Here is a 19438-nt window from a genome sequence, read left to right on the forward strand (position 1 = left end):
GAAGCCGGAGCGCGACCGAAACCCGCGCTACCAGAAGGCTGTTCGCGCGGTCGAGGTCACCTCGAGGCGTAGTCCCTCCCTCACGAATGGGGCCAGCACTGGCGGTCGCCACTGGGCAGACACGGTGACGGTGGCGCTTCGCCCGTCCGAGGTGGCCGCATTCTCCACTCGGAGATCCTCGAACGCGTCCCTCGGTGTTGCGCCCACGTAGTCGGTTACGGCCGCGAGAACCGTTTTGTCGACCAGCACCGGTCGCACGGTGTCCTGGTTGACGATCACGGAGTCGAGTTCGAACGACTCGGCACCGGCGAGCGCCGCACCGTCAGCGAGAGTAAGGAGGCGTTTGCGTTCGATGTAGAGCGAGGTCGCCGCTGCAACAACAAGCACGATCGCCAGTGCGAGGGCGACGTAGCCTGCGAGGAGCGGGAGAATCGAACCCTCGTCGTCGTGGAGGGTGTGCCGAGTCATCCGCCCGCCCATCGCGAGACCTGCTGGGTGGCCGACGCCGCCACGGGGATGGTGGGAGGCGAGACGCCGGGGAACACTGGTACGAGGGGAAGCGGCACCGCGAGTTCGACGCTCACGCGCGTGAAGTCCCCTCGCTGCGAACACGGCGGCGGGCCGGAGCACGCGACTTCAACGCGGATATTCGACGGGGTGACTCCGTGATCGGCCAGGGCGAATTCGACGGCACGCTCGAGTGTGCCGTTGCCGTACGGCGCTTCACCTGTCGCGAGGAGGCGCACAGCATGCCGGGCCCCACCCTCCGCGGCGAGGGCCGCCGATTGGATCGCGCCGATGACGAGCACGAGGTACACAAGTGGGATCAGAAGGATCACACCGACCGTGATGAACTCCAGGGATGCAGTTCCCGCATCACTCCCCCAGTGTTTGCCGCGCGGCATGGCCGGATACCTCCAGCCCACCACTTGGCCCGAAGAGCGCGACAACCGGTAGCTCGCCACGCACGGTAACGCGCACCGCAGGGTGGCCGAGGAACGTCGACTCTGCGACCTCCACGTCGATCGGATAGCCGGGGCCGAGAGCGGCGGCTACGAGTTCGCGCGTTCGAATTGCGCCGTCGTCAAGGGAGGAGTCGGCGAGCGCCGCGAAGCGAGCACCCTCGGCCGCCGCGTCGACGAGAGTCGTCCTCACGTGGAGAGCGAGCGCGAGCTGCACCACGGCGAGCGCGAGAACCGTAAGAAGCGCACCCACCATCACGAACTCGGCGACCGCGGAGCCGTTCTCGTCGCGCAGTTCAGAACCGGACGACACGCTCGATCGCCTGCTCGAAAACCGAACTCAGCGCGGGCCCGGCCGCCGCCCAGATGAGCACAACGAGCCCCGCGGTCATGAGTGTTACAAGTACCCAGCCGGGTACGTCACCGCGGTCGTGACGGGCCAAATCCGCAAGCTGCTGCTTGATCGATTTCATGACCGCATGGTGCCCGGACTCCCCGGCACTGCAGGGAACCTGTCCACAGCCCTCGCGAACTCAGCGAGGCTATCGGATGGGCTTTACATCCCAGCGGTCTAGGAGTGTCCGCAGAAGGGACTCGTACTCGACGCGGTTGAATATCAGCGAGAACGCCGGGCCGCCGTCGGACAGCACAGCCCCTGTCACGCCGTCCTGATACGAGACGGCCCGCCACTCAACGAGTTCGTCGCCGAACACGACTTTGGCACTCACCGCTCCACAGCCCAGATCGCCGCACAGATGACAGAACAGGAGCCCCGCGCGACCATCGACAAACTCAACCCATGGGTCGAGTCCCGAGTGGCTCACTCCGAGCAACGCCTTCAGGCTCTCGATAGCGAAGCGATCTCCCTCGGAGTGTTCAACGAGGAACGTGACGTCGTCGCAAGGAATCCCGCCGTTAATCACCAGCCGGTCCCGTAACGCCTCACCGTCAATAGTCCAATCCAGGAAACGAATGGGCGGCGACGCGACCGTTTTCGAGCGGAGACCGAGAAAGCCGAAACTTTCAATCTCGTTCTTTCGGTACTCCGACCAGCGAGTGCCGAGCACGGAAACGGAACCGGGATTGCTCAGCATGCACTGAAGAATATCGACCGAACGAGTACGGTCTGAGACCGTCTGGACGAGCCCTCGACGAACGACCCGTCACGTGCCGATTCGTGTACCAGCCAGCCTGGTGCGTAACCCGCTCCTTCATACGCGAGTTTGGCGATTAGTTGAGATCAGGACTGCACCCGCGCGGTGACCTCGATCTCGATCTTCATGTCGCGGTTCGCGAGGCCCGCCTCGAACATCGTCGCTGCGGGACGGATCTCCCCGAAGACCTCCTGAAGCGCAGGCCAGCAGGCTTCGAAGTCATCCGCGCTGGGGAGGATGTAGTGCACACGCACGACGTCGGCGAACGTGGCACCGGCCTCGGAGAGGGCGGCCCCGATGTTGCGGAGGGACTGCGCTGCCTGCTCCGCGACATCCGGAGACAGGGTCATGGTCTCGTAGTCGTAACCGGTGGTTCCGGAGACGAACACCCAGTCACCGTCGACAACGGCACGTGAGTACCCCATCTGTGCTTCGAAAGGCGAACCGGAATTGATGAGGCGACGAGACACGTGGGATCCATTTCTTGAGGGAGCGGGCTGACAGCTTAGCGGCGCGGTCGCTGCGACTACGGTCGTCGGAGGTCGGGAGCATACCCACAGTCGGCTCAACGACGTTCCGCCGAACGGTTTGGCCCCCGTTTCGGAGTGATCCGAAACGGGATCGGCGGCATTAGTGTGTGGTCGAGCGCGACCGAATCCGGGCCGTTGCCGGTGCACCGAGGAGGAACGCGTGGGTTCGACAGCCGTCGTTGTTGTGTCGGGCGGGGACGCCGTCAGTCCATTCACGACTCCCACCGACGCCTGCTCGATTGGGCTCGCGGCAGGCAACACCGACACCGCCATCCGCGAGTACTTGCTGAATCAGGGTCACGAGGTCTTCACGTCACCGGCGATGAACGCTCGAGGACCCGTCGTCGACCAACTGGGCGGGTTCGGAAAATTTGGGGGGATGCCCTTCGAGCTGCCTGCGCACCTGACCGTCAACTCGACCGGCGATATTGACCTCGCCGGTGAACATTTGGCGCGGTTCCTGGGTTACTTGGGCGACACGTACGGGGTGACGCAGCTCCATTTGGTCGCCCATTCGATGGGCGGGCTGTTCTCACGTGCGGCGATCAGCGTGCTGAAGGCGACCGAGTCCCCGCTGAGTGTCGCTTCGCTCACCACGTTGGGCACACCCTGGAACGGCTCCCTTGTTGGCGACTTCGTCGTCGGTGACGCAACCCTCCAGGACTGCGCGGGCGACCCGGCGACAGAGCGAGTCGTCACCGAGTTTCGCAAGCGTGCCGACGAGTTGCCGGTCGGTGCTGCCCAACAAGTGACCGCGCGCTATCTCGGCGGCCCGGACGGCTGGAACGAAGCCCAGAAAGGGGTGCTTGACGACATCCCGGTCACGCTCATCGGCGGCAGCTATCTGCACGCTGCCGGCGAAAACCGTTACTGGCCCCACGACGGTTTCGTCTCGGAGTGGAGCGCGCTTGCGACGGATGTTTCGACCGAGGTGCTGGCGCATCGAACTACCCACTCGTTCCCCCTTACGCACAGCATCTTCACCTCCGACCTCCTGGGTCTGCCGTGGGAAACCGCCATGACGTGGAACTCCGAGGTACTCGAGCTCGTGCACACCGCGATCACCGCGGCGCGCTAGTCAGAACCCCACCCTGAGGGCGACCAACCCAGGGAACACGGCGAAGAGCACCGTGACCGGCAGCACCCCGAACACCAACGGGAACAGCATGGCGATCTCGCGCCTGCCTGCGGCCTCGAGCTCTTTGCGGTACTGCGCGTCGCGCGCCTCCTGCGCCTGAGCGCGCAGCACCTCGGTCACGGGTGCTCCGCGCTCAGCCGCCGCCGCGAGCTGGTCGACGCAACGGGTGAACGCGGGCAGGTCTAGGTCACGAGCGAGCATGTGCAACGAGCGGGCGAGCGTGAGTCCGGCCGCGACATCCGTCACGACGATCGACAGCTCACGCGCCATCTCTCCGCTGCCGTAGACCGCGATACGGCGGATGGCGCCCAGGATGCCCTCACCCGCCGTCAGGCTCAGCGCAAGAAACTCGAGCACCGACGGAAGCTCCGCGTCCAGCCGCGCAAGCCGGCGGGACGCCGCGCGGGCCAGGGCCGCTCTCGGAGCCAGTACACCGACCGCGAGCCCCGCAGCGCCGAGGAGGGACGCGGCTGGGACTGACACCCCGGGGATGCTGAGGGATGTCGCCGTTCCCACGCAGACGCCGACCACGGCAGCGACCGCTTGCTGCGAGCGGACCCGAATTAGCGAGGCACCCGTGCCACTCTGCCGCGCCAGTCGAGCAATGAGTGCGTCTCCACCGGCGACCGCACCCCAGCGAGAAAACAACCTCGTCAGTGGGAGGACACCTTTGGCTCCGGGCGCGGCCGACCGAAGCATCGCTCTGGCGTCGGCCGAAACATCCGCCGCGTATGGCGCCAGGCGCCGTAGTACACGCCGCGGTCGCCAGCGGGGAAAAAAGCTGAGCACGCACCATGCACCGATGGCAAAAACGATGCCAGTGACCACGCCCCACGCCTGGAGTGAGGTCATGCGAACCATCGACGTTCGCGCGACGGCGTGCCAATACGGATCATCACGGCGTAGGCGATCGCGGTGAGAGCGAGACCACCCAGCACAAGCACAATGCCCTCCCCCGTGTTGTACGCGGCCGCCGCCTCCGGCCGCATGCTGAGGAGAACGAGCACGACCCACGGAGCCGCCACTCCGAGCCGGGCGGCTCCAACAATCCACGATCGTCGAGCGGCCACCTCAGATCTGATAGCGAACTCCTGGCGCACGTCGACGGCCAACGAGCGCAACACTCCCGGGAGGCCCGTGCCGCCGACCTCCCTACCCAGCCGCAGTGTCTCGAGGACCCGATCGGCGACGGGGTCGGCGGCCTCCCGCTTCGCAGCGTCGATGGACGCCGAGAAGTCGCCGGATGCCCGGACCACTCTCTCGCTCGCGCCGAAAGCCGCACGGGCGGCAACCGGCCCGGTGGCGGCGACTTCCGCGATGGCGTCGGGCACGGTCATGCCCGATCGGATCGCTGAAACGAGGAGGTCGATGACGTCGGGCCAGAGTGCACGATGCCCGTCCGCGACCTGACGACCCCGACGCCCCACCGCCCATATGGGCGCCGCGAATCCGACAAGGCCGCTGGCCACCGCGAGCGGTACGACGCCGAGCAACGCGAATGCCGCCGCCGAGAGCGCAACACCCGTCGCAAGACACAACCCAAGAAGAACAACCGGATGCATGCTCCCGAGGCCCACCCGCTCCGTCGCGACACGCAGAAGCCCCCGTCGATCCTGGGCGCCAGCTGTCTGGGGCCAGAGAACGGGTGCAAGACAGAGCAGCAGTCCCGTACCGAAGGCAAGCCCGAGCCACGCGCTCACCGGTGCTCCAACAGCGCCCGGATGTCGAGGCCTGCCGAGTCAAACTTCGACGTTCGAGTTGGGGCCACGCCTGTCGCCTCGAGCTGACCACGATCTCGGCGGAAGAGCGACTCGACTTCTCTTCCGGAACCGGTGAGCGCGACGATCTCGTCGACGCTGCGATGTCCACTCCGATCGATTGTGCAGTGCACCACAACGTCGACGACCGCCGCGACCGTCGACGTGACGAAGGGGATGTCGACGTTGCCTCCCGCAAGCAGCGCGAGCGTGGAAAGTTTGGCGAGGGCATCCTGGGCACCGTTGGCGTGAATGCTCGAGATGCCCGGCACACCAGAGTTCAGGGCGATGAGAAGGTCGAACGCTTCGGCTCCCCTCACTTCACCGAGCGCAATACGATCCGGCCGCATGCGCAGCGATTCGCGCACGAGGTGGCGAAGGGTGATCTCGCCCGAGCCCTCGAGGCTGGGTTGTCGGCACTGGAGCGCCACCCAGTCGTCGATGGCCGGCGCAAGTTCGAAGGTCTCCTCAACCGTGACGACGCGACTGTGGGCCGGTCCAGCGCCGAGAAGAGCACCGATCAGGGTCGTTTTGCCGGTGTGGGTTGCCCCAGAAACGAGGATGTTGGCGCCGGCGATCATGCTCATGCGCAGAAACTCCCCGGCGTGCCGCGTCAGGGCGCCTTCGCGAACCAACGAGTTGAGGGTGCGTACTCGAGGCACGAACTTACGGATGTTGATCGCCCAGTGCCGCGCCGTCACCTCCGGAATCACGACGTGCAGGCGTGAACCGTCTGGCAGTGACGCGTCGACGAAGGGGGAACTCAGGTCTAGTCGACGACCGGTTGTGGCGAGCATCCGTTCCACGAGGTCACGCACAGTGTCGGAGGTGAGCTCGATCGGAGCATTCGCTTTCACACCACCTCGCGCCACGAAGATCGTGTCGGGAGCATTAATCCAGATCTCCTCGATCTCGGGGTCGTCGAGGAGCGGTTGAAGCGCACCGAAGCCCGTGATCTGAGCCAGCACGTCGCGGCGTGTACCTGCTTCGTCGGGAAGGGTCGCGTCTACGTCGCCCAGGGCGTGCTCGCTGTAGCGGCGGACCTCTTCGCCCACGTACGCTGCCGCGGCTTGGGGGTCGAGCGTGACGCCGTCCCGTCGCACTCGAGCGCGAACCCGCTCGGCTAGCTCATCGTGCAGTGGGGGCATCGCCCGAGTGTGCGCGAGCGGCGCAACATTGTGCGGCCGCTCTCCACAGGGCTGCTACCAGCCGCCCTGCCGCGGAGCTTCTCCCCCGCCGATGCCGGTGAGGCTCGTGGCTGCGCCGAACCCCGTTCCGCCGTCGAGGGCGAACCCGATCGCGATTCCGACGATGAGCGCTCCGACCCCGACGACCCACACGATCCAGTAGCGCTCGAAGTGTTCGGCGACGGATGCTCGCAGCTGGAGGGCGGTGCTCATGGCACAGCAGCCTACGCCTTAAGCTGTTGGGGCCAGCGGAAGTGGTGAAATTGGCAGACACGCAGGATTTAGGTTCCTGTGCCCTAGGGCGTGCGGGTTCAAGTCCCGCCTTCCGCACCGAGCGACGGTCGGCCCGTCGGGCCGGGCGGCGCTCGGTTCTGAGGCGGGCGCGAAACGTACCGGGGCCCCCGCCGCGCAGTCCGACACAGCGCGAAGCGATGTGTCGGCGGCTCGGTGGGGAGGGGTTCAAGTCCCGCCTTCCGCACCGAGCGACGGCCGTGCCGGCGGGGAGGGGTTCAAGTCCCGCCTTCCGCACCAGGGTTCAGGTCCCGCCTTCCGCGCAGCGAATAGCATTAGTTTTACGACGGCTATTTGCCGTGCAGCAGAAGTGCGAGGCAGGACATGGGACGACCTAAGGTTTCACTTCTCTCCCGGGAGCGCATTGCGCGTGCCGCACTGGAGGTCGCGGACGACCACGGCAGGCTGACGCTCACCCAGCTGGCGAAGCATCTCGGGGTCACCTCGCCTTCGCTCTACAACTATGTTGGCGGACTCGATGAGGTCCTCGAGCTGATGCGCGAAACGATCCACCGGGAGCAGGGGCCGAAGATCGATCGCTCATGGCCCTGGCAGGAGGTACTGCGCCACGTCGCGTACCACGACCGCAATTCGATCGGCCAGCATCCGTGGCTTGCTGCTGATCTCATGATCTCGGAGATGACGGCCGAGGAGCCGATCGCATCCGTCGTCGACTTCGCTGAGGTGCTTCGCGGTGCCGGATTCACGTCAGAGGAGGTCTACCAGGTCATCGGCACTGTCGATCTTCTCACCGCGGGGGGTGCTCTCGACCTGGGTGCACCCGATCAGGTTTTCCCGGTCGAGACCGAGTCCGCTGACCATGCCCTTGGCGAGTCATTGCGCGCCAATCCGAAGGGGCGCGGTCGCGCAGATGCGGTCTTCGACTTCGCCGTGGAGTCTCTGATCTCTGCTCTCGAGCTGCGCTTGGCGTCGCGCTAGCGCCGAACCCGCCGTGGCATGTCGATGCCACGGCATTTTTCGGCTCTTCACAAACTAATTGTCTTTGTTTTAGTGTCGTGACGAACCTTCGGCTCTTGCCTCACACTTCTTCCGCCTCGTGAAAGGCCAATCATGATCGCAGTACTCTTCGGCGCGCTCAGCGCCGTATTCTTCGGAGCCGGAGACTTCGTCGGCGGCTTCGCGTCTCGACGCGTCACAGCGATGCTCGTAACCGGCCTTGCCGCTCTGGCCGGGGTCATCGCGCTCACGATCGCGGCCCCGTTCGACGGCGGCGTGTGGCACGCCGAGACCTGGGCGGGCGGCGTTGGGACGGGCATCACCTCGTGCCTGGGCATCTGGCTCCTCTATTCGGCATACTCCGTCGGCCCCATGACAACCCTCGCGCCGGCCGTTGCGATCGTCTCCACGCTGGTGCCGATGGCCGCGGGCCTTCTCACGGGCGAGACCTTCAGTTCCCTCGGATGGGCATCCGTCGCAATAGGACTCATAGCGATCGCACTCGTTGCAGCGGCCCCGGATTCTCGTGCCTCGAAAGCCCGCCCCATCGACATGGTTAAAGCCTCTGTGGCGGGAGCGTTTCTCGGACTCTTTTACATTTATCTGGACGGCGGGTTCGGCAACGTCTACGTAGACGAAGCAGGACTCACGCCGATCATGGCCAACCGCATCACCTGCGTCGTCATTGCTTTCCTCGTCGTCGCCCTCCTGGCCGCGCGCGGCCGACGGATCCTCGTGGACGAGCGATTGACTCAGACGAAGCCTCCGCTTCGCTTCACCGTCGGCACCTCATCCCGCGGCCCGGCCGTTGTCGAACCCACGAATGCGCTTCCCGCAGCAACCGCGACCCTCACGCGCGAGCGTCCGACCGCGAGCGCGGCCAACAGGTCGAAGGTCAAGCGCATCGTGCTCGCATCCGCTGTCGGCCTCGCGATGCTCAGCGGCACCTTCGATGCCACTGCCAACGCTCTTTTCACTGTCGGTCTCGGCTTCGGCGATCTCGCTGTGCTGTCGGTCGTGAGCGGCTTCTACCCGGCCGTCACCATCGGGCTCGCGTTTCTGATCCTCCGGGAGCGACCCAACCGCCTGCAGACCGTCGGCATCGTGCTCTCCCTCATCGCCCTCGTCGGCATCTCGCTCGCGTGATAATGAGCCTGTACTCGGTTCCTCCCGAGATCTCCGCCCGCATTAGCGCCCTCGAAAGCCTCGTCTTCGAGCTCTCCAGCTCGGGATCACCCTGCAGGATGCCACGCTGAGGGTGGACGGCTATCTGCGTTCACTCGGGCGCTGACCGCGCGCTCCTCCGCCGACGACGGCTTCAGGCCGTGGGCTGCTGCTGAGTGATGCAGTGGATACCGCCGCCGAGCGCGAAGATGGGCCGCGCATCGATTCCGATGACCTGGCGACCCGGGTAGGCGTCCCGCAGGATTCCACGTGCCACCGAATCATGGGGGTCGTCGAACTCCCCCATGATGACGGCGCCGTTCACGACGGCGTGATTGGCGTAGTTGTAGTCCACCCACCCCTCCGCGTCGCGGAGCACGGTAGGCGCGGGAAGCGAGACCGTCGTCAGAGGTACACCCGAAGCATCCCGCTCGCCCGACAGTCGCGCGTGTAGCGCCATCGAAACCGAGCGGTCCGGATGCCCGTCGTCTCGCTGATCGTGCACGAGAAGCACGCCGGGCTCGCTGAAAGTCGCCATCATGTCGACGTGACCTCGGGTGCCGAGTGGCCCGTAGTCGCGCGTGAGACCGCGTTCGATCCAGATCACGCGACGCGCACCGATGGTGCGCTCGAGCTCGGCTTCGACGTTCTCGCGGCTCCAGCCGGGGTTGCGGCGAGGGTCGAGCTGCACCGTTGCGGTGACGAGCGCGGTACCCCGACCGTCGACGTGGATGCCGCCACCTTCGTTGACCATGCTCGAGTGCAGCACGGGAGCATCAGCGAAACCCGCAACGCGAGCAGCGATCGCGTTGTCTGCAGCGGTTTCGGCGAGTTCCAGCCCACCCCACGCATTGAACTGCCAGTTCACGGCCGGGGTAACTCCAGGGCGCGTGCTGTCGCGCACGAACGTCGGGCCGCTGTCGCGCATCCATGCGTCATCGACAGGCACGACGTGGCGCTCAATGATGTCGGAGAGGTAGCGGCGAGCAACCTGTTCCTGGCTGGGTTCGACGAGAATCGAGACCGCCTGAAACGCGGCGATGGCGTGAGCCACGTCGGCCCATGCCCGCCACACCGCTTCGACTGGTGCGTACGTACCATCGAGCATGTAGTCGGCCGCGGGCCAGATCATCCACGTCCGCACCTGCGGTGAGCACTCGTGTGGCATGACGTAACGCGGGTGCGCGTTCTCGCCCGACTCGGGCGCGTGTGAAGCTAGCGCTCTTTCTTGCCTTGAGGCGGTCGGTGCCGTCACAGCGCATGCCCCTCGATGGGCTTCGATTCATGAACCACGCCTCGCGTTCGCTTCGCCGACGCAGTGTTGCGAGTGAAGGTGGCGAGGCCACCGGCCACGGAGACGCACACCATTCCGACAAGCGTGATGCCGTCGAGGTGTTCGCCGAGGGTGGTCGCGCCAATGATGGCGGCGAGAACGGGGTCGAGGGAGAGAAGGATCGCCACCGCGCGGGCTCCGGCGACCTTGACAGCAAGGAAGTCGACAGAGAACGCGAGCACCACCCCGAGAAGCGCTGATGCGGCGAGGATCGGCAGATCGCCGAGAACTACTGAGCCGGCCGCGGTGACCGCGAACGGAGAGGTCACGGCTGCAGCGACACAGAGAGCGAGGGCGAGTTCCGGCGAGCCCCCTCCGCGTCGCCCAATACGATCAGCGATCACGATGTAGCCGGCGAGCGACGCTGCGGCGAGAGCGCCGCAGACGATTCCCACCATGTCGAACGTTGCGGTTGGCCGAACAATCAGGATGATCCCGACGAGTCCGATGATCGCAAACAGCGCTTGTCGCGGCCTGCGTGATGCGAGCAGCGCGATGGCGAATGGGCCGAGGAACTCCATGGTGATAGCTACGCCGAGGGGCAGGAAGGACAGCGCCTGGTACATGAACACGTTCATGGCGGCGATGGAGAGGCCGTAAAGCACTATCGAAAACCACTCCGCTCGACTGCGGCCAGCAATTCGCGGCCTCATAAGGAGGAGCATGACCAGGGCGGCGATGGCGAAACGCAGTCCACTCACCCCCAGCGGGCCGAGACGGTCGAACAGCGAGTGGCTGAGCGCCGCTGAGATCTGCACACTCGACGACGCGAGTACTACGAGAACCGTGCCGAGGAGCGCACGCGAGGTCGCGCGGGACTGGATGACGTTGAGCACGAGGGTGCGAACTGACGGGGACATGGCGGCCTCTCTCCGATATCTGCATCCCTAAACTAATCTAATTAAGTTAATTGAATAGGGCAGATACCGGCCATGGCACCGAACGGCCACGCAGTCCGGTCTGCAGCTCGCGAACTCTCGCTCAGCTTCGCCCGGTACGCTGAGAGTTCCGCATTCGCCACTAAGAGGGGTCGCACTCGTGCACTTGAGCATCGGCTTCTTCGACATCGAGTCGCTCATCACCGACGCCGGTGTGTGGGGTCTCTTGGTGGTGTGCGCGATCGTCTTCGTCGAGACCGGTTTGCTCATCGGGTTCCTGCTCCCGGGCGACACCCTTCTCGTCATCACGGGAGTGCTCACCTTCACCGGCGTGATCCCGTTCCCCATCTGGCTTGTTGTGCTCGCGATTTTTGTCTCCGCCGTCGCGGGTGATCAGCTCGGATACTTCATCGGGCATAAATCCGGCCCGGCGATCTTCGAGCGAAAATCGAACGGGTTCTTCTCGAAGAAGAGCGTCGCGCGCACCCAACACTTCTTCGACAAGTACGGAGGGTGGGCGGTGACGATTGCCCGCTTCATCGGCGTCGTGCGCACGATTGCCCCGGTCGCGGCTGGCGTCGGCAAGATGCACTACCGACGCTTCTTGTTGTTCAACGTGATCGGCGCACTGGCGTGGGGCGTTGGTCTCACGCTGCTCGGATGGGGTGTTGCCCACATCCCCGGTGTGGCCGAGATCGTGACCGAGTACATCGAGCTGGTGCTCCTCGGCGTCATCACTATCGCCATCATCGGCATCGTGTACCACGTCGTCTCGGAGCGCATCAAGATGCGCTCCGAGGAGCGCGCTGAGGCGGCATCCGCTGCGGCGTCGAAGGACGACGCCCCCGCAGCCTGATTTCCTGGAGTTTTTTATCTCTTCTGCACGACGCGTTATTCGCCCTGTTCTTGATGCCGTCCGCGGCGGTCTTATCGGCATCGTGGAGGTCATTCCGGGAGTGAGCGGCGGCACCATCGCGCTCATCCTCGGGGTCTACGACACCCTCATCGATGGCGCTGGCCACCTCGCGCGCGGTGTGGTGCGCCTCATCTCCGACGGCCTTCGAGGGCGGGGCACGTCGCGCGCAGTGGAGCATTTTCGGTCGGTGCGCTGGGTGGTGGTGATCCCGATCGGGGTCGGGATGCTCGCTGCCGTGGTGATCGGGGCGCGGTTTGTTGCACCGCTCGTGGAGGAGCATCCGGTCGAGACGAAGGCACTCTTCGCGGGACTGATCGCGGCATCTCTTATCGTGCCGATACGTATGGTCGGCGGCCGGTGGCGCGTGCACGAGGTGGCGGTCGTGTTGGCGGCCGCAGCGCTCACGTTCTTTTTGACGGGGCTCCCCCCGGCCGGCGATGCGAACCCGCCGCTGTGGGTGGTCGCCATTGCCGCGGCTTTCGCGGTGTGTGCCCTCGTGCTCCCCGGGGTTTCGGGGTCGTACCTTCTCCTTACGGTGGGAATGTATGCACCGACGCTGGCCGCGGTCAACGACAGAAATCTCGCCTACGTGGCGGTGTTTGCCCTTGGCGCGATCGTCGGACTCGGGCTGTTCGTCTCGGGACTGCAGTGGCTTCTTTCTCGCCACCGCCGCATCACCCTGATTGTCGTGACGGGCCTCATGCTGGGTTCTCTCCGCTCGATGTGGCCGTGGCAGAGCGAGGAGAACGCTCTTCTCCCTGCGGGCCCTGAAGCGCTCACCGCTGTGACCCTCTTCGCGGTCGGCGTGTTGGCGGTGCTCGTGCTGCTCATCGTGGAGGCGATCCTGGTCAGGCGTCACGTGCTGAGCGAGGACACCGTAAGCGACCCGACGCCCCACCCGGTCGATCCGGAGAGATAGCGGCGATTTAGCGCCATATCGGTGCACACTGACTGCCACATTCGATGCAGCCCGCCGCGAAAGGCAGTGTCGACCGCTAGCGTCGCAGCATGACAGACACCGCCGCCATCCTGGCCCACTTCGAGGCGAAGCTGCGCTTCGAGACCGACCCCTCCGACGTGCGTGCGGCACAGGCGGCCGGCGAGAGTTTCGCGTTCATCGATACACGTGGGGACGCCGCGTGGGCACAGGGTCGCGCCGAGGGTGCTGTGCACCTTCCGACCGCGCAGATCGCCGAACGGGCCAAGGATCTCGTGGCTCCCGGCACACCGGTCGTTGTGTACTGCTGGGGCCCTGCCTGCAACGGCGCGACGAAGGCTGCGATCGAGTTCGCGCGCCTCGGGTACAGCGTTCGCGAGATGATCGGCGGGTTTGAGTACTGGGCACGCGAGGGTCTCCCGGTGCTGACGGATGCCGGACACGTGCACCGCGACGTCGACACCCTCACCGCCCCCGCTTTCGCGGTGAGCTGCGACTGCTAGTAGCTCAGTCCGGGATCACCCAGATCGCATCGAGCGCGTCCGTGGGCATCTCGCCCCGGCGCTGCGCGGTCAGTCGAGCTCCGATGGAGAGCCCCTCGGCCGCAAGGTACCGCAGCAACATGGGGTCGCGATCACTTACGCGCGCGATGGTCCCGCCGGATTCCGCGGTACTGAGGAGCACGGCATCCGGCATCACGACGTCGAGGTCCGACGTGGGAATGGGGTCGCCGTGGGGGTCGCTTGTCGGATGCCCGAGGCGGGCGTCTAACGCATCGAGCAGTCGATCGCTCACGGCGTGCTCGAGCACCTCCGCCTCGTCGTGCACCTCATCCCAGCGATAGCCGAGTTGCTCGACGAGCCACGTTTCGATGAGGCGGTGTCGACGCACGATGCCGAGGGCGAGCCGCCGCCCGGACGGGGTGAGTTCGATTGCACCGTACGGTTCGTGGAGTACTAGTCCCTGCACAACGAGTTTTTTGATCATCTCGGTTACCGACGATGCGGCAAGTCCGAGGCGAGCAGCGAGCACCGAGCTGGTGATGGGTTCGCTCTGCCATTCGGTGTGGGCGTAGATGACTTTGACGTAGTCCTCGATCGCACTCGCGCTGACGGGCATGTCACCCACCCGTCACAACGAGCACGATCAGGAGCACGTTGAGCGCACTGATAACAACGGCTGACGCCCAACCGGCCCAGCGTAACCACGGTGCGTTCACGAACTCGCCGAGATGCTTGCGCGAGCTCGCGATCCACACGAGCGGCACGAGTGCGAACGGGATGCCGAAGCTCAGCACCACTTGGCTGAGCACGAGCGCTTGTGTGGGGTCAAAGCCGATGGTGAGGATCACGAGGGCCGGCACAAGCGTGATGACTCTCCGGAGCAGGAGCGGCACCCGCACCTTGAGCAGTCCCCCCATGATGGACGACCCAGCGTAGGTGCCCACACTCGTGGATGCGAGCCCCGACGCGAGTAGCCCTACGGCGAAGATCACACCGACCGCGGGCCCGAGGGTTGCCACGACGGCAGCGTGCGCTCCTTCGATGGTGTCGGTGCCGTCGAGTCCACGAAGAGAGGATGCCGCGAGCAGGAGCATCGAGATGTTGACCGCACCGGCGACCACGAGCGCCGCACCGACGTCCCAGCGTGTTGCGCGGAGTAGGCGCCGGATGCCCGCAGCGTCGTGTCCGACTCCGTGGCGGTCGCGCGCGAGGGCCGAGTGGAGGTAGATGACGTGGGGCATGACGGTGGCACCGAGCATGCTCGTCGCCAGCAGCACCGAATCGACCCCCTCGAAGCGGGGAACGATGCCGAGCACTGCTTCGCCTGGGTCGATTCCGGAGAACAGCAGCCCCGACATGAAGCCGACAACGATGACCGCGAGGAGCGTGACGATGACGATCTCGAACGCGTGTTGGCCCCGGCGGGATTGCACCGACAGCAGCACCATGGAGGCGATGCCGACGATGAGGCCGCCGAGTGGGAGTGGGATGCCGAACAGCAGGTAGAGCGCGATGGCTCCACCCAGCACTTCCGCGACGTCGGTGGCCGCTGCGACGAGTTCGGCCTGAACCCAATACAGACGGCGCGGCGCGGTTGGCAGACGCTCACCGAGGATCTCGGAGAGGCTTTTGCCGGTGACGAGGCCGACCTTCGCCGACTGATACTGCACGAGAACCGCGATGGCGTTAGCGAGAACGAGTACCCACAGCAGCAGGTACCCGTATCGCGCTCCCGCGGTCAGGTTGGCTGCAACGTTGCCGGGGTCGACGTAGGCGATCGCGGCGACGAACGCCGGGCCGAGGAGCATGAGTGTTGCACGGGACCGGGGCTTCGATGCATCCGTGAACTGCGATTTCGGCACACCGAAATCTTACGCACAATCTCGCGGGGACTACGACGTGACGAGACGCTCCCGCACCTGGGGCATAAGCACACCGAAGGCCAGGGCGCGGTGGCTGATCGCATTCTTCTCGTCCGGGCGCAGTTCAGCAGCACTCACCGAGAGACCCTCCGGCTTGAAGATGGGGTCGTAACCGAAGCCCCCGCCGCCTACCGGCTCGGAGAGCACGGTTCCCGGCCACAGGGCCAGCTCCACCAACTCGTCGTCGCCGTCAACGAACGCAGCCGCGCACGCGAACTGCGCCGATCGATCGGATGCGTCACCCAACTGTTCGAGCAGGTGCGCAACGTTGTCGGCGTCCACGCGTGTGCCCGCGTACCGGGCCGAGTGGATGCCGGGTGCGCCGTCGAGAGCGTCGACACAGATCCCGGAATCGTCGGCGAGCGCCGGCAGACCGGTGTGTGCCGCCGCCGCGCGAGCTTTGATGAGGGCATTCTCCTGGAAGGTCGCGCCGTCCTCGACGGGTTCTGGCCCGTCGTAGGCGACGAGCTCCAGGCCGTCCAGGGCGGGGCCGAGGATGCGCGTGAGCTCCTCGACCTTGTGCGCGTTGTGAGTTGCCAAAACGATACGACGTGGCTGCATGTGCGCCCTTCCGTGGCTAGCGGGAATGTGCCGGGTGTGGAGCTATGACGATAGTGCAGAGGTCTGCAGTGCCGTGAGTTCGGTGCCGCCGCTCAGTGCGAGATCGAGGAGGGAATCCAGTTCTCGTCGGTCGAATGGAGCGCCCTCGGCGGTGCCCTGCACCTCCACGAAGAGCCCTCGACCGGTCATCACGACGTTCATGTCCGTTTCCGCTCTGACATCCTCGACGTAGGCGAGGTCGAGCAGCGGTTCGCCGTCAACGATCCCGACACTCACGGCAGCGACGGAGTCGATGACCGCCTTGGCGTTTTTGCCGATGAACCCCTTCGAGCGTCCCCACTCGATCGCGTCGACGAGGGCGACGTAGGCACCCGTAATGGCCGCGGTGCGTGTTCCGCCGTCGGCCTGCAGCACGTCGCAGTCGATCACGATCGTGTTCTCACCGAGAGCCTTCGTGTCGATCACCGCGCGGAGGCTCCGGCCGATGAGGCGTGAGATCTCGTGGGTGCGTCCGCCGATCTTTCCCTTGACGGATTCCCGGTCCATCCGGTCGTTGGTGGAACGCGGCAGCATCGCGTACTCCGCCGTCACCCAGCCTTTGCCCTTGCCTGCAAGCCAGCGGGGAACACCATTGGTGAAGCTCGCGGTGCACAGCACCTTCGTACGTCCGAAGGAGATGAGGGCGCTACCCTCGGCCTGCTCACTCCACCCGCGCTCGATCGTCACCGAGCGAAGTTCGTTCGCTTCGCGTCCGTCTTTCCTAGTCATCGTCTCTCCTGTCGCGGCAGCGAGATCGCTCCCGTGTCGAATGTCTCCACGCGCACAACCTCGGGCCCGAGAAAGCGCGAGGCGAGTCGTTTGAAGTCGTCCTTGTCGGGCCCGGTGGCCTCGAAGTCGTAGCGAGGCGCGGCCGTCGCGGTGCGCTCGATGCCGTGCTGAACGAGCGTGCGGTAGACATCGAAGGCCGTCTCCTCCGCGCTCGATACCAGCGTCACGTCATCGCCGACCACGTACTGGATGGCGGCTGCGAGAAGCGGATAGTGCGTGCATCCGAGCACCAGGGTGTCGATGTGAGCCGACTTGAGGGGTGCGAGGTACTCCTCCGCGACGGCGAAGAGTTCTGGGCCACTGGTGACCCCCGCCTCGACGAACTCCACAAAACGCGGGCACGACCTCGTGATGAGTTCGAGGTCGGATGCCGCGGCAAAGGCATCCTCGTAGGCTTTCGACTTGATCGTTCCGACCGTGCCGATCACACCCACCCGTCGATTGCGGGTTTGCCGCACCGCCGCCCGCACGGCGGGCTGAATCACTTCGACGACGGGAATCCCGTGGCCATCCGTGTAGCGCTCCCGGGCATCCCGAAGCACGGCGGCGGATGCCGTGTTGCAGGCAATCACGAGGAGTTTGACGCCCTGCGCCACGAGGTCATCCATCACGGCGAGCGCGTACTCGCGCACGGCGGCGATGGGTTTGGGCCCATACGGGGAGTGGATCGTGTCGCCGACGTAGAGGATCGACTCGTGTGGGAGTTGATCGATGATCGCGCGGGCCACCGTGAGCCCACCGACACCGCTGTCGAAAACTCCGATCGGCGCATCACTCATCGCCGACCAGCCTAACCGGGAGCGCGACCCCGGCGCGGCCTATCCTTGAGCGCATGAGCACCGCGCTGCTGACGGATCGTTACGAGCTCACCATGATCGATGCCGCGATCGGGAGCGGAACACACGATCGCGAGTGCGTCTTCGAAGTCTTCGCAAGGCGCCTACCGGAGACTCGACGCTTCGGTATCGTCGCGGGCACCGGCAGACTCCTCGACGCGATCGGCGAGTTCCGTTTTCAAGACGAGCAGTTGGCCTGGCTGAAGGCGAACGGTGTTGTCCGCGACCGCACCCTGGAGTGGCTCGCCGACTACCGCTTCCGCGGCACGATCAGCGGTTATCGGGAGGGTGAGGCCTACTTCCCTGGCTCCCCCATCCTCGTCGTCGAAGGCACCTTCGCCGAGGCCGTGATCCTTGAAACCCTCGCGCTGAGTGTGCTCAATTACGACAGCGCGATCGCTTCCGCCGCGTCGCGTATGGTTGCCGCCGCCGAGGGAAAGCCACTCGCGGAGATGGGGTCCCGCAGGGCCAACGAGAGCGCTGCGATCGCCGCCGCCCGCGCCGCGTACATCGCGGGCTTCAGCGCCACCAGCAATCTGGAGGCGGGGCGGCGGTGGGGCATCCCCACCATGGGCACGGCAGCACACTCGTTCACCCTGCTCCACGACAGCGAAGAAGACGCCTTCCGCGCGCAGGTCGAGGCGCTCGGCCCCGGCACCACACTGCTCGTGGACACGTTCGACATCGAACGCGGCGTTGAGCTCGCAGTACGCGTCGCGGGCACCGGACTCGGCGCGGTGCGCATCGACTCCGGGGACCTTCCGACACAGGTTGCGGCGGTGCGCGCTCAATTGGATGCCCTGGGCGCGACGTCCACGCGCATTACCGTGACCAACGACCTCGACGAGTACACGATCGCTGCCCTGCGCGCAGCACCGGTCGACTCGTTCGGGGTCGGTACCTCCGTGGTGACGGGGTCCGGGCATCCGGCATCCGGTTTCGTCTACAAACTCGTCGCGCATCGGGACGACGCTGGCGCGTGGATTCCCGTCGCCAAAAAGTCGGCCGAGAAGGCGACGGTCGGTGGCCGCAAGCGCGGGGTTCGCACCCTGGACGGTGGTGTCGCGATCGCGGAGACCATCGTCGTGGGCGATGGAGGGGTATCCGTCGACGGCCGGGAGTTGAGTGTGCCGCTCGTTGTCGACGGCGCACCCATCGAACGCTATCGGGGCAAAGATGGCACCGAACGAGCGCGCGAACACCGGGCGATGGCGATCGCCGAACTGCCGGAGGATGCCCTGCGCCTCGGCCGCGGTGAGCCGGCGATCCCGACCCGTTACGCCTGAATCACTTCAGGGTCTCGTAGATCTCCTTGCACGTCGGGCAGATGGGGAACTTCTCGGGATCGCGCCCCGGAGTCCACAACTTGCCGCACAGCGCCTTGACCGGCTTGCCGGTGAGTGCGGACTCGAGGATCGCGTTTTTCGGTGCGTAGTGGGAGAAGCGCTCGTGATCGCCTTCCTCGACGACCTCACGCGTGAGAAGTTGTTCGATTTCGCGGTCGAGGGTGTCGGTTCCGCCGCCGGTGTGATCGGTGTCCGCCATGACGACAGTGTACGTCGCGCCGAGTACACGACGCCGTGA

25 protein-coding genes and 1 tRNA gene are annotated in these 19438 nt (G+C 65.6%); 8 read left to right on the forward strand and 18 right to left on the reverse strand.

Going from position 1 to position 19438, the window contains the following annotated elements:
* Positions 1–27: 27 nt before the first annotated feature.
* The 6 genes from LH407_RS02700 to LH407_RS02725 all read right to left on the reverse strand — a co-directional run bounded on the left by LH407_RS02700 (position 28) and on the right by LH407_RS02725 (position 2586).
* Entirely contained in the window at positions 28–468 is a 441-nt protein-coding gene (locus tag LH407_RS02700) for a pilus assembly protein TadG-related protein (RefSeq protein ID WP_322132830.1), read from the reverse strand.
* Positions 465–905 (reverse strand): hypothetical protein, encoded by a 441-nt coding sequence (locus LH407_RS02705; RefSeq protein ID WP_322132829.1) that lies wholly within the window; start codon positions 903–905, stop codon positions 465–467. Before LH407_RS02705 ends, LH407_RS02700 begins: the two co-directional genes overlap by 4 nt.
* Complete coding sequence (locus LH407_RS02710; RefSeq protein ID WP_322132828.1) at positions 877–1275, reverse strand: TadE/TadG family type IV pilus assembly protein; 399 nt, start codon at positions 1273–1275, stop codon at positions 877–879. The genes LH407_RS02705 and LH407_RS02710 overlap by 29 nt, the downstream gene beginning before the upstream one ends.
* Positions 1259–1435 (reverse strand): hypothetical protein, encoded by a 177-nt coding sequence (locus LH407_RS02715; protein ID WP_322132827.1) that lies wholly within the window; start codon positions 1433–1435, stop codon positions 1259–1261. Before LH407_RS02715 ends, LH407_RS02710 begins: the two co-directional genes overlap by 17 nt.
* A 69-nt stretch (positions 1436–1504) precedes the next feature.
* Positions 1505–2029 carry a hypothetical protein gene (locus tag LH407_RS02720; protein ID WP_322135034.1) on the reverse strand — a complete coding sequence of 175 codons (525 nt, stop codon included), beginning with the start codon at positions 2027–2029 and terminating at the stop codon, positions 1505–1507.
* A 173-nt stretch (positions 2030–2202) separates the two neighbouring features.
* Positions 2203–2586 carry a RidA family protein gene (locus LH407_RS02725; RefSeq protein WP_322132825.1) on the reverse strand — a complete coding sequence of 128 codons (384 nt, stop codon included), beginning with the start codon at positions 2584–2586 and terminating at the stop codon, positions 2203–2205.
* Between the two features lie 220 nt (positions 2587–2806).
* Between LH407_RS02725 and LH407_RS02730 the strand changes: the two genes are divergently transcribed.
* The gene (locus LH407_RS02730) at positions 2807–3724 is read left to right on the forward strand and encodes an alpha/beta fold hydrolase (protein ID WP_322132824.1); all 918 of its coding nucleotides are present in this window, start codon (positions 2807–2809) and stop codon (positions 3722–3724) included.
* Here the strand turns inward: LH407_RS02730 and LH407_RS02735 are convergent, their stop codons facing one another.
* Genes LH407_RS02735 through LH407_RS02750 form a run of 4 tightly spaced genes read right to left on the reverse strand, consistent with a single transcriptional unit; the run spans position 3725 to position 6941 of the window.
* On the reverse strand, positions 3725–4636 hold the full coding sequence (locus LH407_RS02735; protein ID WP_322132823.1) for a type II secretion system F family protein: 912 nt from the start codon (positions 4634–4636) through the stop codon (positions 3725–3727).
* A complete protein-coding gene (locus tag LH407_RS02740) occupies positions 4633–5484 on the reverse strand; it encodes a type II secretion system F family protein (protein WP_322132822.1) in 852 nt (283 codons plus the stop codon). Before LH407_RS02740 ends, LH407_RS02735 begins: the two co-directional genes overlap by 4 nt.
* Positions 5481–6689 (reverse strand): CpaF family protein, encoded by a 1209-nt coding sequence (locus LH407_RS02745; protein ID WP_322132821.1) that lies wholly within the window; start codon positions 6687–6689, stop codon positions 5481–5483. The genes LH407_RS02740 and LH407_RS02745 overlap by 4 nt, the downstream gene beginning before the upstream one ends.
* Before the next feature lie 54 nt (positions 6690–6743).
* The gene (locus LH407_RS02750; protein ID WP_322132820.1) at positions 6744–6941 is read right to left on the reverse strand and encodes a hypothetical protein; all 198 of its coding nucleotides are present in this window, start codon (positions 6939–6941) and stop codon (positions 6744–6746) included.
* 35 nt (positions 6942–6976) lie between these two features.
* Here LH407_RS02750 and LH407_RS02755 point away from each other — a divergent pair.
* The 3 genes from LH407_RS02755 (at position 6977) to LH407_RS02765 (ending at position 9122) form a co-directional block, all read left to right on the forward strand.
* Positions 6977–7058 (forward strand) — tRNA-Leu (locus LH407_RS02755).
* A gap of 285 nt (positions 7059–7343) precedes the next feature.
* The gene (locus LH407_RS02760) at positions 7344–7958 is read left to right on the forward strand and encodes a TetR/AcrR family transcriptional regulator (protein ID WP_322132819.1); all 615 of its coding nucleotides are present in this window, start codon (positions 7344–7346) and stop codon (positions 7956–7958) included.
* 132 nt (positions 7959–8090) lie between these two features.
* Positions 8091–9122: a DMT family transporter gene (locus tag LH407_RS02765; protein ID WP_322132818.1), complete on the forward strand. Its 1032-nt coding sequence runs from the start codon at positions 8091–8093 to the stop codon at positions 9120–9122.
* 172 nt (positions 9123–9294) lie between these two features.
* Here LH407_RS02765 and LH407_RS02770 read toward each other — a convergent pair whose 3' ends face one another.
* Positions 9295–10308, reverse strand: coding sequence for an agmatine deiminase family protein (locus LH407_RS02770; RefSeq protein ID WP_322132817.1), 1014 nt, complete (start codon positions 10306–10308; stop codon positions 9295–9297).
* 83 nt (positions 10309–10391) lie between these two features.
* Positions 10392–11333 (reverse strand): EamA family transporter, encoded by a 942-nt coding sequence (locus LH407_RS02775; RefSeq protein WP_322132816.1) that lies wholly within the window; start codon positions 11331–11333, stop codon positions 10392–10394.
* 178 nt (positions 11334–11511) lie between these two features.
* Between LH407_RS02775 and LH407_RS02780 the strand changes: the two genes are divergently transcribed.
* From LH407_RS02780 to LH407_RS02790, 3 genes are all read left to right on the forward strand, one after another.
* The gene (locus LH407_RS02780; protein ID WP_322132815.1) at positions 11512–12207 is read left to right on the forward strand and encodes a DedA family protein; all 696 of its coding nucleotides are present in this window, start codon (positions 11512–11514) and stop codon (positions 12205–12207) included.
* Between the two features lie 82 nt (positions 12208–12289).
* Positions 12290–13186, forward strand: coding sequence for a DUF368 domain-containing protein (locus LH407_RS02785; protein ID WP_322132814.1), 897 nt, complete (start codon positions 12290–12292; stop codon positions 13184–13186).
* Between the two features lie 89 nt (positions 13187–13275).
* Complete coding sequence (locus LH407_RS02790) at positions 13276–13707, forward strand: rhodanese-like domain-containing protein (protein WP_322132813.1); 432 nt, start codon at positions 13276–13278, stop codon at positions 13705–13707.
* A 4-nt stretch (positions 13708–13711) separates the two neighbouring features.
* Here LH407_RS02790 and LH407_RS02795 read toward each other — a convergent pair whose 3' ends face one another.
* The 5 genes from LH407_RS02795 to murI form a co-directional block, all read right to left on the reverse strand.
* Entirely contained in the window at positions 13712–14323 is a 612-nt protein-coding gene (locus tag LH407_RS02795) for a metal-dependent transcriptional regulator (RefSeq protein ID WP_322132812.1), read from the reverse strand.
* A 1-nt stretch (position 14324) separates the two neighbouring features.
* Positions 14325–15515, reverse strand: a complete 1191-nt coding sequence (locus LH407_RS02800; protein WP_407650654.1) for an Nramp family divalent metal transporter — start codon at positions 15513–15515, stop codon at positions 14325–14327.
* 84 nt (positions 15516–15599) lie between these two features.
* Complete coding sequence (rdgB, locus tag LH407_RS02805; protein WP_322132810.1) at positions 15600–16190, reverse strand: RdgB/HAM1 family non-canonical purine NTP pyrophosphatase; 591 nt, start codon at positions 16188–16190, stop codon at positions 15600–15602.
* 42 nt (positions 16191–16232) lie between these two features.
* A complete protein-coding gene (rph, locus tag LH407_RS02810) occupies positions 16233–16958 on the reverse strand; it encodes a ribonuclease PH (RefSeq protein ID WP_322132809.1) in 726 nt (241 codons plus the stop codon).
* Positions 16955–17797: a glutamate racemase gene (murI, locus tag LH407_RS02815; RefSeq protein ID WP_322132808.1), complete on the reverse strand. Its 843-nt coding sequence runs from the start codon at positions 17795–17797 to the stop codon at positions 16955–16957. The genes rph and murI overlap by 4 nt, the downstream gene beginning before the upstream one ends.
* Before the next feature lie 53 nt (positions 17798–17850).
* Between murI and LH407_RS02820 the strand changes: the two genes are divergently transcribed.
* Positions 17851–19140 carry a nicotinate phosphoribosyltransferase gene (locus LH407_RS02820; RefSeq protein WP_322132807.1) on the forward strand — a complete coding sequence of 430 codons (1290 nt, stop codon included), beginning with the start codon at positions 17851–17853 and terminating at the stop codon, positions 19138–19140.
* A 1-nt stretch (position 19141) separates the two neighbouring features.
* Here LH407_RS02820 and LH407_RS02825 read toward each other — a convergent pair whose 3' ends face one another.
* Positions 19142–19399 carry a DUF3039 domain-containing protein gene (locus tag LH407_RS02825; RefSeq protein WP_322132806.1) on the reverse strand — a complete coding sequence of 86 codons (258 nt, stop codon included), beginning with the start codon at positions 19397–19399 and terminating at the stop codon, positions 19142–19144.
* Positions 19400–19438 lie beyond the last annotated feature (39 nt).

Source organism: Antiquaquibacter oligotrophicus (assembly GCF_020535405.1).
Classification (GTDB): domain Bacteria; phylum Actinomycetota; class Actinomycetes; order Actinomycetales; family Microbacteriaceae; genus Rhodoglobus; species Rhodoglobus oligotrophicus.

What these genes read in the sequence shown, in the direction of transcription:
- LH407_RS02700 (WP_322132830.1), bottom strand. Translation starts at nt 468, where the DNA reads ATGACTCGGCACACCCTCCACGACGACGAGGGTTCGATTCTCCCGCTC.
- LH407_RS02705 (WP_322132829.1), bottom strand. Translation starts at nt 905, where the DNA reads ATGCCGCGCGGCAAACACTGGGGGAGTGATGCGGGAACTGCATCCCTG.
- LH407_RS02715 (WP_322132827.1), bottom strand. Translation starts at nt 1,435, where the DNA reads ATGAAATCGATCAAGCAGCAGCTTGCGGATTTGGCCCGTCACGACCGC.
- LH407_RS02735 (WP_322132823.1), bottom strand. Translation starts at nt 4,636, where the DNA reads ATGACCTCACTCCAGGCGTGGGGCGTGGTCACTGGCATCGTTTTTGCC.
- LH407_RS02745 (WP_322132821.1), bottom strand. Translation starts at nt 6,689, where the DNA reads ATGCCCCCACTGCACGATGAGCTAGCCGAGCGGGTTCGCGCTCGAGTG.
- LH407_RS02750 (WP_322132820.1), bottom strand. Translation starts at nt 6,941, where the DNA reads ATGAGCACCGCCCTCCAGCTGCGAGCATCCGTCGCCGAACACTTCGAG.
- LH407_RS02760 (WP_322132819.1), top strand. Translation starts at nt 7,344, where the DNA reads ATGGGACGACCTAAGGTTTCACTTCTCTCCCGGGAGCGCATTGCGCGT.
- LH407_RS02765 (WP_322132818.1), top strand. Translation starts at nt 8,091, where the DNA reads ATGATCGCAGTACTCTTCGGCGCGCTCAGCGCCGTATTCTTCGGAGCC.
- LH407_RS02770 (WP_322132817.1), bottom strand. Translation starts at nt 10,308, where the DNA reads ATGCCACACGAGTGCTCACCGCAGGTGCGGACGTGGATGATCTGGCCC.
- LH407_RS02775 (WP_322132816.1), bottom strand. Translation starts at nt 11,333, where the DNA reads ATGTCCCCGTCAGTTCGCACCCTCGTGCTCAACGTCATCCAGTCCCGC.
- LH407_RS02790 (WP_322132813.1), top strand. Translation starts at nt 13,276, where the DNA reads ATGACAGACACCGCCGCCATCCTGGCCCACTTCGAGGCGAAGCTGCGC.
- LH407_RS02795 (WP_322132812.1), bottom strand. Translation starts at nt 14,323, where the DNA reads ATGCCCGTCAGCGCGAGTGCGATCGAGGACTACGTCAAAGTCATCTAC.
- LH407_RS02800 (WP_407650654.1), bottom strand. Translation starts at nt 15,515, where the DNA reads ATGCTCCTCGGCCCGGCGTTCGTCGCCGCGATCGCCTACGTCGACCCC.
- rdgB (WP_322132810.1), bottom strand. Translation starts at nt 16,190, where the DNA reads ATGCAGCCACGTCGTATCGTTTTGGCAACTCACAACGCGCACAAGGTC.
- rph (WP_322132809.1), bottom strand. Translation starts at nt 16,958, where the DNA reads ATGACTAGGAAAGACGGACGCGAAGCGAACGAACTTCGCTCGGTGACG.
- murI (WP_322132808.1), bottom strand. Translation starts at nt 17,797, where the DNA reads ATGAGTGATGCGCCGATCGGAGTTTTCGACAGCGGTGTCGGTGGGCTC.
- LH407_RS02820 (WP_322132807.1), top strand. Translation starts at nt 17,851, where the DNA reads ATGAGCACCGCGCTGCTGACGGATCGTTACGAGCTCACCATGATCGAT.
- LH407_RS02825 (WP_322132806.1), bottom strand. Translation starts at nt 19,399, where the DNA reads ATGGCGGACACCGATCACACCGGCGGCGGAACCGACACCCTCGACCGC.